The organism is Cytobacillus sp. Bac17, assembly GCF_024519925.1.
GTDB lineage: Bacteria > Bacillota > Bacilli > Bacillales > Cytobacillaceae > Cytobacillus > Cytobacillus pseudoceanisediminis.
The window spans coordinates 273,275-288,070 of the sequence record NZ_JALJRC010000002.1 but is presented as its reverse complement, the minus strand read 5'-3'; the positions used below and the strand labels follow the sequence as shown (position 1 = coordinate 288,070).

Below are 14,796 nucleotides of genomic sequence, written 5' to 3'. Positions count from 1 at the left end.
GCCTGTTCGTAAAGAACATATTTTTTTAGGGGGCATGTCGTTTGTTAAAACCTGTATATCGCCTGCTGATTGAATTGACAAATGGAAGATGGACATCCGGGATACTGCAGAAATTTGCAAAATCAAATTTGAGCAGGCGGGTCATTCCGTCATTTTCAAGGGTTTATAATATAAATGAAAGTGAAATGGAAAAAAGCCTGAATGAATATCCAACACTGCATGATTTTTTCATTAGAAGGCTTAAAGAAGGTGCAAGAGTTACAGATCTGAGCCCTAACTCGGCAGTCAGTCCTGTAGATGCTGTTATCGAAGATGTTGGTAGTATCCGGAAGGACCGTGTTATTACAGTAAAAGGAAAAAACTATTCCATCTCTGAGATGCTGGGTGAAGATAAAGCAGGAAAATATGCAGGCGGCACTTATATGATCTTTTATTTAAGTCCGAGCCACTATCATAGGATACACAGCCCGGTCACTGGAAAAGTAGCAGATCAATGGATTCTTGGGCTGAAGTCTTATCCGGTCAACAAATGGGGATTAAAATATGGTAGAGATACACTTTCCAAAAATTATCGGAGCATAACTGAGGTGAGGCATGGAGATGCAGCAATCGCGATTGTGAAGGTTGGCGCTATGTTTGTAAATTCCATTGAACTTATACATGAAGGGGATCAGCTTGAAAAAGGAAAGGAAATGGCCTATTTTACGTTTGGCTCTACTGTCATTCTCCTGTTTGAGCAAGGGAAATTCGAACTTGAAAAGTCAATCAGGACTCCTGCTCACATTAAAGTAGGGGAGCGGATTGGGACGCTATTGTGAATGTTTGGGCCGCTTATTTCAGTTTTTAATGAATATGGAGAATAAAAAAAGCCCTATTAAGGGCTTGTCCATTTTTAAGAAGTAACTTTTATTCTGTTTGATAGTGAGCGACGGTGGATTTCTGTTTCGATTAAACGAATGAAGTCTTTGCTAAGCTGCAGTTCCTTTGCTTTATAATATGATTCGATTAGTAAATCATCTGACAGTTTACGCATTCCTGTCCCACCTCCAGGCACTTGATATTTCAGTTCTAAAAGAATTATTTTATACATATAATGTAAGATTTTATGTTGTACCCCTACTCTAGCAAAATTAAACGATTAGAACAACTGTTCTCTTATCCACAGGAAACAGTGGATAACCTGTGATTATTTTGTTTATAAAAAGGGAAAAAGTATAAAAATCATATTGGATTATGTGCATAAAGTTATCCACAGGGTTGAAGGGCAGTTGTTTTTTGTCGAAAAATTTTTATTATAAGGATAAATAATATCTATTCCATGGAAATTTACTGAGCTTTGAGTGTCTTTCCCCATTTTGTGGAATCGTATAAAATAGAACAGCTGGATTGTATCCTCCGGTTTTTATTTTGAAAGAGCAGATGAAATTGGGTATGATGAAATCGGTGTTTTTCAATAGTGAAAACACTGCTGAAACTAATTATTATTAAAGCCCGAGCGGTATTTGAGGATTCAGAAACAATATTGTTGGACCATAAGAATTTATGATTGAGGTGTAAATATAGTGTTAAAGCATTTTTTGCCTGATCAGCATGTTAAAAGTATATTTGAAATTACTCCCCACAGTTTACAGGAAAAAGGAGTTAAAGGAATTATCACGGACCTGGATAATACACTAGTCGAATGGGACAGGCCAAATGCAACACCGAAGCTGATTAGCTGGTTTGAAGAAATGAAGCAAAGTAACATCAAGGTTACCATTGTCTCAAATAATAATGAAAATCGGGTTAAGGCTTTTTCCCACCCCCTCGATATTCCATTTATCTACCAGGCAAGAAAGCCAATGGGCAGGGCCTTCCGAAGAGCCCTATCAGAGATGGGGCTGAGAAAAGAAGAAACAGTTGTGATTGGTGATCAATTGCTGACTGACGTCCTGGGGGGAAACAGAAGCGGCTTCCATACTATTTTGGTCGTGCCTGTCGCTCAGACTGACGGATTTTTTACAAAATTTAACCGGCTTGTGGAAAGACGAATATTAAATTGGTTCAGAAAAAAGGGAATGATTCAGTGGGAGGATTAAGAAGTGAGTGAAGAACAATTTGTTTGCATAGGCTGTGGAGTAAAAGTTCAAACAGAAAATCCTGATGAGCTGGGCTATGCTCCTCATTCAGCTCTGCAGAAGGAAACGATTATTTGCCAGCGCTGTTTTAGGCTGAAACATTATAATGAAGTTCAGGATGTAAGCTTGACGGATGATGATTTTCTTAAGATCCTGAATGAAATTGGACAAAGTGATGCACTTATCGTGAAGATTGTGGACATCTTTGATTTTAACGGGAGCTGGCTTCCTGGGCTCCACCGTTTTGTAGGCAACAATAAAATCCTGCTTGTAGGAAACAAAGTTGACCTTCTTCCAAAGTCGGTGAAAACAAACAAGCTGATTAACTGGATGAAGCAGGAATCAAAACAGTTGGGACTGAAACCGGAAGAAGTCTATCTGGCAAGTGCTGCGAAAGGGTACTCCATTAACGAGATTGCAGCAGCTATCGATCATTACCGGGAAGGAAAAGACGTGTATGTAGTAGGGTGTACAAATGTAGGTAAATCCACATTCATCAATCGTATATTAAAGGAAGTAACAGGTGAGGGCGATGTCATCACAACTTCCCACTTTCCTGGCACAACCCTTGATATTATCGAAATACCTTTATCTGACGGAAAAGCTTTAGTAGATACGCCAGGTATAATAAACCATCATCAAATGGCCCATTATGTAGATAAAAGGGACTTAAAGGTTATAACACCTAAAAAGGAAATAAAGCCTAAGGTTTACCAGCTGAATGAAGCGCAGACCCTGTTCTTTGGCGGACTGGCAAGGTTTGATTACATTGCCGGGGGCCGACGTTCATTTGTTTGCCATTTCTCCAATGAACTAACTATTCACCGCACCAAAACTGAAAAGGCCGATGAGCTGTATCGGAATCATGCGGGAGAGATGCTCACACCGCCAAGGGAGGAACAAATGGAAACCTTCCCGGAGCTTGTGAAACATGAATTCACAATAAAAGAACCAAAAACAGATATAGTATTTTCAGGGCTTGGCTGGATTACAGTAAATGAAGCCGGGGCCAAGGTAGCTGCATATGTTCCTAAAGGTGTCCATGCCATGATAAGGAAGTCTTTAATTTAGGCTGTGAACCTGCAGCTGCTTACGCTTTTCAAAAGGGGTGAGGAATTTTGAAAAAGCTGTTTGGGGTGATTGGGGATCCGATTTCCCATTCAATGTCCCCCGCTATGCACAATGATCTATTTGCCGCTTACAGTCTTGATGCACATTATCAGGCATTCCATATATCAAGGGAAAATCTGACGGATGCTATTATAGGGTTCAGGGCAATGGGCATTGCGGGATTTAATGTTACAGTACCGCATAAGGAGGCTATCATCCCTCTTTTAGATGAACTGGATCCCCTGGCAGAGGCTATTGGAGCAGTTAATACAGTAGTCAATCAAACCGGAAAGCTAATAGGCTATAATACGGATGGGAGCGGGTATGTAAAAGGCCTGCTGAATCAAAAACAATCAATTAAAGACAAAAAAGTGCTCATAGTGGGGGCGGGCGGAGCTGCAAGAGCCATTTATTTTACAATTGCCAAAGAAGGTCCTGAGCTTCTGGATATTTGCAATCGGACTCCAAAGAGGGCGGAACAAATTATAAATGATTGCCCTTTCCGTGTCCCGGCGCGAGTGCTGAGCAGACCGGACGCAGAAGGAAGCCTCGAGACATACGATCTAATAGTTCAGACTACATCGATAGGGATGCATCCGGAAATTGGCCAAAGCCCGCTTTCAGTACATAAGCTTAAGCCTGGAGCCTTTGTCAGTGATATCATATACAACCCGCTTGAAACAAAGCTTCTGACTGAGGCTGCTGAAAAGGGTGCGGGAATTCAGAATGGAATCGATATGTTTGTATATCAGGGTGCACTTGCTTTCGAGATGTGGACTGGTATTGGACCTGACATTGAAAGAATGAGACATAAAGTTTTAAATCAGCTGGGAGGATTATCATGCTAACAGGAAAGCAAAAACGTTTTTTACGATCAAAAGCCCACCATTTAAACCCGATTTTCCAAGTAGGAAAGGGCGGGGTAAATGAAAATATGATTAAACAAGTTGGAGAAGCACTGGAAGCCCGTGAATTATTAAAGGTTTCAGTCCTTCAAAACTGTGAAGAAGACAGGGATACGGTGGCGCAGCAGCTGTCAAAAGGTACAAAGGCTGATGTTGTACAAATCATCGGGAATATAATTGTTTTATATAAAGAATCGAAAGAAAACAAACAAATCGACTTGCCGTAAATTTCTTCAGCATAAAACTGGAAAGCATGGAGGAGTGTAAATGGAAAAGGTAGGCATACTTGGAGGGACCTTTAATCCGCCTCATTTAGGCCATCTCATTATCGCGAATGAGGTAATGTCTTCTCATGGTTTGGATGAAATCTGGTTTATGCCGAACCATGAACCTCCCCATAAAAAGCGGTCTGATAATGTGAGCAGCGGTGATCGTACAGAAATGCTGAAACTGGCATTGCAGAGCCATCCCGGCTTTAAATTGCAATTGATTGAGCTGGAGCGCGATGGTCCTTCATTTACCTACGATACAATCAGGATTTTGAAGGAAAACTATCCTCAAAAGCAATTTTATTTTATTATTGGAGCTGACATGGTTGAGTATCTGCCCAAGTGGCATAACATTGACAAACTTCTTGAATTGATTACCTTTATAGGAGTGAGGCGGCCATCTTACAATCTGCAGACTTCGTATCCGATTCTTTATGCTGACGTTCCTGAAATGGGGATATCCTCGAGTATGATCAGAAGCCGTGTAAAGGAAGGCGGAACTATTCGCTATCTGGTACCGGATGCTATACGGAGTTATATAAAGGAGAATCATTTATATGAATCGTGAACAGGCTCTTGCAATTGTAAAGGAACAGCTGACTGAACATCGCTACCTTCATACAGTAGGAGTGATGGAAACAGCCATTAACCTTGCAGCGAAATATGGTGCTGATACAAAGAAAGCGGAACTGGCGGCTATTTTTCATGATTATGCTAAGTTTCGCCCTAAGGAAGAGATGAGGGAAATTATCATTAAGGAAGGAATGCCAAGTGAGCTTTTGGAGTACAATAGTGAACTTTGGCATGCTCCCGTCGGTGCTTTTCTGACGGAGAAGGAAGCAGGAATTAATGATAAAGAGGTTTTGGATGCTATAAGGTACCATACTTCCGGCAGGCCGGGAATGGTGCTTCTTGAAAAGATCATATATCTTGCAGATTATATTGAACCTGGAAGGCACTTTCCAGGTGTTGGTGAAGTGCGTGATTTAGCGGAGACAAATCTGAACAAAGCCTTAATCAAGGCCGTCCAAAATACCATCATGTTTTTAATGAAAAAAGGGCAGCCGGTTTTTCCAGCGTCCTTTCAAACTTATAATGACCTTGTAATGAATAAGGAGGACTGATTAGATGAATGAAAATACATTGCTGATGACAGCAGTTAAAGCAGCAGACGATAAACGGGCAGAAGATATAACAGTACTTAATATGAAAGGCATTTCTCTGATTTCGGACTACTTTGTAATTTGCCACGGCAACTCAGATAAACAAGTGCAGGCCATTGCTCGGGAAATGAAAGAAAAATCTGAAGAACACGGGTTTGCTGTTAAAAGGATGGAAGGTTTTGATGAAGCAAGGTGGATTCTAGTCGATATGGGTGATATAGTTGCTCATATTTTCCATAAGGATGAAAGAAGCTACTATAATCTGGAAAGACTTTGGGGCGATGCACCGGTCGAGAACGTTCAGGGCATGCTTAACCAATGAGCTACGGAAAGTTCGCTTATCTCTATGACAGGCTAATGGAAGATGTTCCTTATGACAGCTGGATTAAATTGGTCAATGAAAAGCATGCGGAATTTAATGTGCCCGGAAAAAAACTGTTGGACCTTGCCTGCGGCACAGGCCAGCTTTCTATAAGGCTAAGTAAACAGGGGTATGATGTTACTGGTGTGGACATATCAGAGGATATGCTGGCTGTTGCACAGGCAAAGGCAGAACAGAACGGTCTGCAAATCCCCTTTTACCTGCAAAACATGGCTGAACTTGAAGGATTCAGTGAATTTGACATTATTGGCATTTTTTGTGATTCTTTAAATTATCTGAAGACGGAATCAGAGGTGAAGGACACCTTCATGAGGGCCCACGCCCATTTGAAAAGGGATGGTCTTTTTATATTTGATGTTCACTCCATTTATAAAATCATGCAGATATTTATGAACCAGACATTTGCTGAAAATGATGAGGAAATTTCATATATCTGGCACAGCTATCAGGGTGAATATCCTAATTCTGTGGAGCATGATCTTTCATTTTTTGTCCTGGAAGAAGAAACCGGAAAGTATGACCGCTATGACGAACTTCACTTCCAGCGTACGTATCCTATTGATCAATATGAAAATTGGCTTAGAGAATGCGGATTTGAACTGCTAGACATTTCAGCAGATTTTGAAGAGGGCCCTCCAGGCAGTCAGGCTGAAAGAATCATTTTTATTGCAAAGAAAAGGAACTAATATATATTACAGCCGGACTGTGAAGCAATCCGGCTGTTTTTTTTTTTTTTAGAAAAAAGAAGGATTATTTCCATTAACATCGAATAGCTAATGGAGAGAATACTGTTTCTTTACCTCAATAAGATCTTCGTCATACTTGGAATGTGTTGCCTGGAATAAGTGCTCAAATACTGTGCCAAGCTCGCTTTCAAGAATCTTAATTCCCTCTCCTGTAATTCCTCCTTTGACGCATACCTTCTCCTGTAATGTCGGCAATGTATAAAATCCCTTTTTCAGTAAATCCCCAAGTCCGATCAGCATCTCTCCTGCAAGCTTTGTGGCTGTTTCTTTATCAATCTCCGTTTCTGCAACTGCCGCGTTGATGAAGCGCTGTGTCAAATAGCTGAAAAAGGCAGGTCCGCAGCTGACAATATCTGAAGAAACCCGTGTAATATTTTCCTCGATAAAGACAGGCGTGGAGATGCTTTCAAAAAGCTTATGAAGTATCCCTTTCCAATGCTCGCTGCACTGTTCACCGAATGATAAAAGCGAAACCCCCGATAAGGCCCGATTTGTTATGCTTGGAATCGTCCTGGCTGCTGAACAGGGCAGAATAGATTCAAGCTGTTTTACACTAATAGGGCTGGTTATTGAAACTACACATTTATCTTTTGACAGGGACGGCAAAATATCCTGAACGACATTATACACATCATGAGGCTTTACACAAATGAAGATAAGTGAAGAACGATGTGCGGCCTCTCTTGCGTTATTTAAAACTGTAATATCCGGATGAGTTTCCTTTATATCCATCGCTTTTGCCGCTGTCCGATTGGTAATTGTCATGGAGGATGGGGAAACGGTTCCGCCATCGAGGAAAGCCTCGGTCAGTATTCTCCCCATGTTACCTGTGCCAATTATACCGATTTTCATTGCTTTATCCCTCCTTCAAAAGCAAGCTCTCTCATATAACGATATGTATCAAAAACACATTTATTCCAAAAAGAAAGGATTGATCCTTAATGGCTCAATGGATAAAAACACATAAAATTTACGCTTTAGGAGCCGCCATTGCACTGGCTGCCTTCCTCTATTATTTTTTCATGCCTGTTCAAGAGGCTGAATTATTGCCTGAGATTGAACAGACAGTTCAATTAAATGAAAAGGAAGATGATGATAAAGAAATGGAAACAGAAGGTGATGAACAGGCAGAACAGATGCCACAGCCAATGAAGGCAGATATTAAAGGAGCTGTACAAAAGCCGGGAGTATACGAAGCGGCAGAAGGTGACAGGGTGATAGACCTTCTGGAAAAAGCAGGCGGACTGACAGATAAAGCAGATGGAACTAAAATCAATTTTGCCCTCAATATTACGGATGAAATGGTCATATATGTTCCAGAAAAGGGTGAAATTCTCGAGGAGGCCACGGTCGAAGATGGAAAGGCGAGAGGCCAGCAGGATAATGGAAAGATAAATTTAAACCAAGCCAATGAATCAGAATTGCAGATGCTGCCGGGAATCGGCCCATCTAAGGCCGCAGCCATAATTGAACACCGCGAGACAAATGGACCCTTTAAGGATGTTGCAGACTTGAAATTAATATCAGGGATAGGAGAGAAAACCTTTGAAAAACTCAAAGAACATATTAGTGTAAAATAATTTCATTCCATTGACCTTAGCGAGCATGAGGCTTACACTTATTTAGAGAAAAAGCTTGTTTTTGAATTAAGGGCATATACGCCTGTGCAAAAGACGGAAGGGGAGAGACTGCAAGATGGATCGGATTTCCTGGAACCAATATTTTATGGCGCAAAGCCATTTGCTTGCTTTGAGGAGCACTTGTACAAGGCTTGCGGTAGGCGCAACCATTGTAAGGGATAAGAGGATCATTGCCGGAGGCTATAATGGATCGATTGCGGGCGGTGAACATTGTATTGATGAAGGCTGCTATGTTATTGATAACCATTGTGTCAGAACCATTCATGCGGAAATGAATGCGATTTTGCAGTGTGCAAAATTCGGGGTACCTACAACTGATGCGGAAATATATGTAACTCATTTTCCATGCCTCCAATGCTGCAAAGCGATCATACAGGCGGGAATTAAAACTGTTTATTACGCACAGGATTATAAAAATCACCCATATGGAATTGAGCTCTTTGAAAAGGCTGGAGTGAAAACAGTACAGGTAATAGCAGAAAAAGTGTCCTTTGATGACAGCAAACAAGAAAAACATGATTTTATAGAAGAATTAATAAATGAGCTTGAAAAAAGCGGAAAAGATAGGGACTTGGTGAAAAGCTATAAAGAAACAAAGGACAAGCTTTTCGAGAAATAAAACATTCAAGGAGTAACACCTGAAATGAAGGTCTTACTCCTTCTAAAAAAATAAAGGAGCAAATGATATGAAAGGCAGATGGATCTATGCGGCTGCTGCCTCATTGCTGGGAATTTTGACATCTTTTTTTCATCCGGCTATTGCTATCGTTATTTTTCTTCTGACTTTTTTCCTCTTAAAAAGAAATATTTTATCATCCTATAACGCTGCCATTATGATAGTGATTTTCCTTGCCTTTATCATGCGCAGTGAATTTGCATCCGAACACAACAGGACAAGCCTTTCCGGAAATGAGAGCGAGTTCGAAGTAACAATGAAAGAATCTGCAAAAATAGATGGAGATCTTCTTACAGTCTTCATTGAATTAGCAGATAAAAAAGAAAAGCTGGCAGCCAGGTATAAAATTAAATCCGAAGCAGAAAAAAAGACCCTTACAGACAACCTGGGAACAGGTATGACATGCCGGGTAAATGGCACCTTACAGACCCCTCCAACATCCACCAATCCTAATTCCTTCAGCTATCAGGAATATCTAAACCACAACAGCATCTTTTGGATCCTCGAAATGGAACAGTTAAACCTCTCTGATTGCAGTTACCGTAAAAGCAGCCTTGTATTAACCATTTTAAAAATAAGAGAAACGGGAATTAATTATCTCCTGGACCATTTTCCTGAACAATCAGCTCCACTGGCTATTGCCCTTATATTCGGCGAACGTAATTTTATTGATCAGGCTACTATTGCTTCTTATCAGAAAATCGGAATTATCCATTTGCTTGCGATATCCGGCCTTCATGTAGGTATGCTAGCTGGGATGTTCTTTCTTGCTGGTGTACGTGCCGGAATCACCAGAGAAAAAATGACCAGCATCTTATTATTGGTTTTGCCTTTATATGCCATCCTGACAGGGGCAGCACCATCTGTTCTGCGGGCTGTGTTTATGATGCTTGTGGTTTTGCTCGCAAAGAAGCTGAAGGCACCTATTCAATTAGCTGATGTTATCTCTATTGTGTTTATTGGCTACCTTTTTATCTCTCCTTATATCATCTATAATGCCGGGTTTCAGCTGTCGTTTGCTGTCGCCCTATCGCTTATTCTCTCAGCTCCCATCATCCTCAAAAGATTTTCTGAATCATACGCTGCTATCCTGGCAGTTTCTTTTGTTTGCCAGATGGCTGCCATTCCGATCCTTCTGTGGCATTTTTATGAGGTATCGATTATTTCCATAATTGCCAATCTGATTTTTGTGCCTTTATATTCTTTCATAATCCTTCCGGTGGTGTTGATTCTCTTCATTTTTGATTTATTAACAGAGGGGAAAGCAGTTTTATTGCTCAATGTATTTGAAAGACTTATCAGCTTTCTAAATTGGATTGCTGAATTGCTTTCGGCTATTCCTAACTCGACCCTTGTTCTTGGCAGGCCATCCCTGATTATGCTGATCGTCTATCTGCTCCTGATTCCCGCATTCTTTGCAGGCTGGGAAAGGTCAAAAAATAAAAAGGCTCTTATCAGGAGCGGTGTGCTTCCAATCCTTGCCATACTAATTCAGTACTGGTCGAATGTGTTTACTCCTGCAGGTGAAATTACATTTATAGATGTTGGACAGGGTGACAGCATTCTGATAAAGCTTCCATATGGAAGAGGGAATTATCTGATAGATGCAGGAGGCACGCTTATGTTTGACACTGAGGATTGGAGGGTGAGAAGTGATCCTTATGAAACAGGAAAGGATACAGTAGTGCCTTTTCTGAAAAGCAAAGGGATCAGTAAAATAGATAAGTTTTTTTTGACTCACGGGGATATGGATCATATTGGAGGAGCATCAGCTGTGATTAGGGAAATGAGGGTAAAGTCTGTTGTGTTTTCGCAGGAAGCGGAAATTTCAGAGGCTGAAAAGGATTTGATTGTTCAGGCTAAATTAAAAAAAAGCAATATTGTATTCACTAAAGCTGGAGATAACTGGTCAAAAGGAGATTCCGTATTTCAAGTTTTGTCTCCATTTGGAGATCGGATGGGGGACGTGTATACAGGGGAAAATGATAGCTCTATTGTCCTTTTTGCCAAAGTGGGTGGCCTTAACTGGCTGTTTACCGGAGATTTGGAGGAAACGGGGGAAAGTCAGCTTATAAAAGCTTATCCCAATTTGAAAATTGATGTTTTAAAGATTGCACATCATGGAAGCAAAACCTCCACAACAGAATCATTTCTGGCTGCTGTTAAGCCGAGAATTGCCGTTATTTCTGCAGGCAGAAACAACAGGTATGGGCATCCTCATAATGATGTAACGGGCAGGCTTAAAGACATTAATGTGCATGTTCTGAGAACCGATAAGCAGGGGGCGGTTAACTATGTTTTTAAAGGAAATTCAGGAACCTTTTCCGTTCAGCATCCATAGTATATGTTAGAAATGCTTCAGCTCCCTTTCCATACTCTCAATGCCTATTATCACTCACAGCCACAAAAAAAGAGACTGCTGAGGCAGCCTCGATGTGTCAGAGGTATGACACAATTACTTACTTTATGTAGCCATTAAGCTCCTAAAAATTTAATGACTGTTGCAATAACAAATAACGTTGCGAAGAAACCGAATGATACGATGAATCCTACTCCAGAGTCGATGGCATCATTACGTTTGCTTTGGACGTTCTTTTCAAATTCGTTCACAGTCTACCCCTCCTATTTCCTTATATAGTATAAGTCATTCAAATAAAAAAATCTAGAGTTCCCCTGCCCTTTTCCTGCAATAGCAGGAGTTGTCACAAATATGCCGGCACATCAAGGGGAAAATAATAGAACAAAGGTGCACCGCAGCTTCCTGAGTATCCCGGGCCTCAGGCGGCAGCGTTCTATATAGATTGGAAATTGGCGTTCTTCTGGGCGCCAATTTCTTATGTCTTGTCAAATTGGCATTGGTTCTTTAGGATATATAGTGAACATGCAATCAGCGGGATAGGGGCTTTATCCCTGCCCGTTAGACTGCAATAAAGTGAATATAATGTAAGGCGAACGGAGAGAAAGAAATTGGTTTTTGATATTTGGAAGCAGATAAAAGCAAAAAGTTTTGCTCCTATTTACTTATTATATGGAACAGAACCTTATCTTATAAACGAAACGAAGCAGCTTCTGATCAACAATGTGCTAAGCGAAGATGAAGCTGATTTTAATTTATCCTCTTATGACCTTGAGGAAACCCCAATCGATACAGCCCTTGAAGATGCGGAGACATTTCCGTTTATGGGGGAAAGAAGACTGATCTTTTTACATAACCCAGTTTTTTTAACATCAGAAAAATCGAAGGCTAAACAGGAGCATAATCTGTCAAAGCTGGAAGCCTATATGAAAGAGCCTGCCCCGTATTCAGTGGTGGTATTTTCCTCAGCTGCAGAAAAGCTGGATGACCGGAAAAAAATAACTAAACAATTGAAAAAAACGGCTGCAATCCTTGAAGCAAAGAAACTAAATGAAGGAGAATTGAAAGCCTGGATCAGGGAACGCGCAGCACTTAATGGCGTGCAGATTGATGAATCGGCAGTTGAGCTAATATTGACATTGGCAGGCACCAACCTATTTATCTTGACAAACGAGATCGATAAATTAGCTTTATATGCGAATGACACGAAGCGAATCGATGAACAAATGGCAGAGAAAATGGTATCAAGGTCATTGGAGCAAAACATTTTTTCCCTTGTAGACAAAGTTGTTCACCGCAAAATAGAAGAAGCCCTGAGAATTTATTATGATTTATTAAAGCAAAATGAAGAACCCATTAAGATTTTATCTGTTATTACAGGGCAGTTCAGATTGATTTATCAGGTGAAGGAGCTTGCGAGAAGAGGCTACGGCCAGCAGCAGATTGCCGGCTACTTAAAGATTCATCCTTTCCGGGTGAAACTTGCAGCTGGACAGGCGCAGATGTTTGCAGACGAAGAACTTGCAGCGATTATAAGCTTGCTTGCTGATGCAGATTACCAAATGAAAACTGGAGGCATGAATAAAACCATGCTGATTGAAATGTTCCTGTTTCGTCTGCAAAGTCAGGCTCTCAGAAAAAATCCATAAAGAAATAACGTTTCTGCCTCCGGCACCTTGAGTGTTGAGACAAAATTAGTAATTCTGATTACGTAAAAAAGCGGTCCAACTGGACCGCTTTTTTACGTAAAATAAAAGGCTATCCCTTAAGATAGCCGATATCTTCAAACATTAAGCGTTTAAAGAGTTCATTTTTTTCATTAAACGAGACTTTTTACGGGCAGCAGCATTTTTGTGGATAAGACCTTTTGCAGCAGCTTTGTCTAGTTTACGAGCAGCATCAGCGAAAGATTCAGTTGCAGCAGCAGCATCGTTGTTTACGACTGCAGCATCAACCTTCTTTACAGCTGTACGCATTGCTGATTTAACTGTAGCGTTATGAGCGTTGCGAGCTTCGCTAGTTTTAACACGCTTAATAGCAGATTTAATGTTTGGCATTCCATTCACCTCCTGAAAAAGCATCGAGATTCTATAACTCGACATTCACATTCATTAACAATAATTAAGAACAAGTGATATTTTATCAAACACGGGGGCATAATGCAATACTCTGTAATCAAAATTGCTGGAGGCGATTCTGCATGTTTTTGGACTTTAAAGGCAATGATAGTATATATCCGAATTTTAGTATAATGTGTGTTATTTTCCAATAGCTGAGAATGTGAGGGATAAATATGAAGGAATCAATAGATTTAAGCCAATACTCAGTCCGAACGGACCTTGCCATTGAAGCCAGGGAAATGGTTATTTCCGACAGGCAGAAAGACAATATTCATCAGCAGGAGAATCTCTCCCAAATAGAAGGCGTAATAATTAAAGAAAAAGAAGAAAATGATATAAAAATTTCTTTTGTTGAAGTAACAAAAGAAGGTGCAGAGGCATTGGGGAAAAAAGAGGGAAAATATCTGACCCTTGAAGTGACGGGCATACGCCAGCAGGATACGGAGCTGCAGCACAAAGTGGAGTCTGTATTTGCGAGTGAGTTCTCCCAATTTATTAAGCAGCTGGGAATCAATGAAGATGCATCCTGTTTAATTGTCGGTCTGGGCAATTGGAATGTCACTCCCGATGCACTGGGTCCGCAAGTATGTGAAAACTTGCTTATTACAAGGCATCTCTATCAGCTGCAGCCTGAAAGTGTAGAAGAAGGCTATCGGCCAGTAAGTGCTATTTCCCCGGGAGTGATGGGCCTGACCGGGATAGAAACAAGTGACATTATTTATGGCATTGTTGAAAAAACAAAGCCCGATTTTGTCATTGCAATCGATGCTCTTGCTTCCCGATCAATTGAAAGAGTCAATTCTACCATTCAAATTTCGGATACAGGAATTCACCCTGGTTCTGGTGTCGGGAATAAACGAAAAGAAATCAGCAAAGAAACTTTAGGGATACCTGTCATAGCGATTGGCATCCCAACCGTTGTTGATGCTGTGTCCATTACAAGCGATACAATTGATTACATCCTCAAGCATTTCGGTAAGGAAATGAAAGAAGGCGGACGTCCATCACGTGCCCTGGCTCCTGCAGGAATGACTTTTGGAGAGAAGAAGAAGCTGACAGATGAAGACCTGCCGGAAGAACATCATAGAAAAACCTTCCTTGGCATGATTGGAACCTTGCCTGAAGAGGAGAAGCGGAAGCTTATTTATGAAGTCCTGTCTCCTTTGGGCCACAACCTTATGGTGACTCCAAAGGAAGTGGATGTATTTATTGAAGATATGTCAAATTTAATTGCTAACGGTTTGAACGCAGCACTCCATCAAAAAGTGAATCAGGATAATGCCGGTTTTTATACCAGATAGGAAATAACATG

General features: G+C 40.8%; 18 protein-coding genes. 14 read left to right on the top strand and 4 right to left on the bottom strand.

Annotation, left to right across the window (positions count from 1 at the left end; genetic code table 11):
- The first annotated feature begins 41 nt into the window (after positions 1-41).
- Positions 42-818, top strand: a complete 777-nt coding sequence (locus tag NR125_RS05835; protein ID WP_009333042.1) for a phosphatidylserine decarboxylase — start codon at positions 42-44, stop codon at positions 816-818.
- A gap of 74 nt (positions 819-892) precedes the next feature.
- Here the strand turns inward: NR125_RS05835 and NR125_RS05830 are convergent, their stop codons facing one another.
- Positions 893-1,033: a sporulation histidine kinase inhibitor Sda gene (locus tag NR125_RS05830; RefSeq protein ID WP_009333041.1), complete on the bottom strand. Its 141-nt coding sequence runs from the start codon at positions 1,031-1,033 to the stop codon at positions 893-895.
- 529 nt (positions 1,034-1,562) lie between these two features.
- Between NR125_RS05830 and NR125_RS05825 the strand changes: the two genes are divergently transcribed.
- The 8 genes from NR125_RS05825 to NR125_RS05790 are packed head-to-tail and all read left to right on the top strand — an operon-like array spanning position 1,563 to position 6,632.
- Positions 1,563-2,078 carry a YqeG family HAD IIIA-type phosphatase gene (locus NR125_RS05825; protein WP_009333040.1) on the top strand — a complete coding sequence of 172 codons (516 nt, stop codon included), beginning with the start codon at positions 1,563-1,565 and terminating at the stop codon, positions 2,076-2,078.
- 3 nt (positions 2,079-2,081) lie between these two features.
- Positions 2,082-3,188 (top strand): ribosome biogenesis GTPase YqeH, encoded by a 1,107-nt coding sequence (gene yqeH, locus NR125_RS05820; RefSeq protein ID WP_251156156.1) that lies wholly within the window; start codon positions 2,082-2,084, stop codon positions 3,186-3,188.
- A 47-nt stretch (positions 3,189-3,235) separates the two neighbouring features.
- On the top strand, positions 3,236-4,075 hold the full coding sequence (gene aroE, locus NR125_RS05815; protein WP_009333038.1) for a shikimate dehydrogenase: 840 nt from the start codon (positions 3,236-3,238) through the stop codon (positions 4,073-4,075).
- Positions 4,069-4,359, top strand: coding sequence for a ribosome assembly RNA-binding protein YhbY (gene yhbY, locus NR125_RS05810; protein WP_009333037.1), 291 nt, complete (start codon positions 4,069-4,071; stop codon positions 4,357-4,359). The genes aroE and yhbY overlap by 7 nt, the downstream gene beginning before the upstream one ends.
- Positions 4,360-4,399: 40 nt before the next feature.
- Positions 4,400-4,969 carry a nicotinate-nucleotide adenylyltransferase gene (locus NR125_RS05805; protein ID WP_009333036.1) on the top strand — a complete coding sequence of 190 codons (570 nt, stop codon included), beginning with the start codon at positions 4,400-4,402 and terminating at the stop codon, positions 4,967-4,969.
- Positions 4,959-5,525 carry a bis(5'-nucleosyl)-tetraphosphatase (symmetrical) YqeK gene (gene yqeK, locus NR125_RS05800; protein ID WP_009333034.1) on the top strand — a complete coding sequence of 189 codons (567 nt, stop codon included), beginning with the start codon at positions 4,959-4,961 and terminating at the stop codon, positions 5,523-5,525. The genes NR125_RS05805 and yqeK overlap by 11 nt, the downstream gene beginning before the upstream one ends.
- A 4-nt stretch (positions 5,526-5,529) precedes the next feature.
- Positions 5,530-5,886: a ribosome silencing factor gene (gene rsfS, locus NR125_RS05795; protein WP_009333033.1), complete on the top strand. Its 357-nt coding sequence runs from the start codon at positions 5,530-5,532 to the stop codon at positions 5,884-5,886.
- Complete coding sequence (locus NR125_RS05790) at positions 5,883-6,632, top strand: class I SAM-dependent DNA methyltransferase (protein WP_009333032.1); 750 nt, start codon at positions 5,883-5,885, stop codon at positions 6,630-6,632. Before rsfS ends, NR125_RS05790 begins: the two co-directional genes overlap by 4 nt.
- A gap of 87 nt (positions 6,633-6,719) precedes the next feature.
- On the opposite strand, the gene comER is transcribed toward NR125_RS05790, so the two are convergent.
- Positions 6,720-7,544 (bottom strand): late competence protein ComER, encoded by an 825-nt coding sequence (gene comER / locus NR125_RS05785; RefSeq protein WP_256814798.1) that lies wholly within the window; start codon positions 7,542-7,544, stop codon positions 6,720-6,722.
- A gap of 89 nt (positions 7,545-7,633) precedes the next feature.
- On the opposite strand from comER, the gene NR125_RS05780 reads away from it, so the two are divergent.
- The 3 genes from NR125_RS05780 to NR125_RS05770 all read left to right on the top strand — a co-directional run bounded on the left by NR125_RS05780 (position 7,634) and on the right by NR125_RS05770 (position 11,349).
- The gene (locus NR125_RS05780; protein WP_009333030.1) at positions 7,634-8,272 is read left to right on the top strand and encodes a helix-hairpin-helix domain-containing protein; all 639 of its coding nucleotides are present in this window, start codon (positions 7,634-7,636) and stop codon (positions 8,270-8,272) included.
- A 115-nt stretch (positions 8,273-8,387) separates the two neighbouring features.
- Positions 8,388-8,951, top strand: a complete 564-nt coding sequence (locus tag NR125_RS05775; RefSeq protein WP_009333029.1) for a ComE operon protein 2 — start codon at positions 8,388-8,390, stop codon at positions 8,949-8,951.
- Positions 8,952-9,018: 67 nt separating this feature from the next.
- Complete coding sequence (locus tag NR125_RS05770) at positions 9,019-11,349, top strand: DNA internalization-related competence protein ComEC/Rec2 (RefSeq protein WP_192907769.1); 2,331 nt, start codon at positions 9,019-9,021, stop codon at positions 11,347-11,349.
- A gap of 134 nt (positions 11,350-11,483) precedes the next feature.
- Here the strand turns inward: NR125_RS05770 and NR125_RS05765 are convergent, their stop codons facing one another.
- A complete protein-coding gene (locus tag NR125_RS05765) occupies positions 11,484-11,618 on the bottom strand; it encodes a YqzM family protein (RefSeq protein ID WP_019382872.1) in 135 nt (44 codons plus the stop codon).
- 357 nt (positions 11,619-11,975) lie between these two features.
- On the opposite strand from NR125_RS05765, the gene holA reads away from it, so the two are divergent.
- Positions 11,976-13,013, top strand: a complete 1,038-nt coding sequence (gene holA / locus NR125_RS05760; protein WP_009333027.1) for a DNA polymerase III subunit delta — start codon at positions 11,976-11,978, stop codon at positions 13,011-13,013.
- A gap of 141 nt (positions 13,014-13,154) precedes the next feature.
- On the opposite strand, the gene rpsT is transcribed toward holA, so the two are convergent.
- Positions 13,155-13,421 carry a 30S ribosomal protein S20 gene (gene rpsT / locus NR125_RS05755; protein ID WP_009333026.1) on the bottom strand — a complete coding sequence of 89 codons (267 nt, stop codon included), beginning with the start codon at positions 13,419-13,421 and terminating at the stop codon, positions 13,155-13,157.
- Between the two features lie 236 nt (positions 13,422-13,657).
- On the opposite strand from rpsT, the gene gpr reads away from it, so the two are divergent.
- Positions 13,658-14,785 (top strand): GPR endopeptidase, encoded by a 1,128-nt coding sequence (gene gpr / locus NR125_RS05750; protein ID WP_009333025.1) that lies wholly within the window; start codon positions 13,658-13,660, stop codon positions 14,783-14,785.
- The last annotated feature ends 11 nt before the right edge of the window (positions 14,786-14,796 follow it).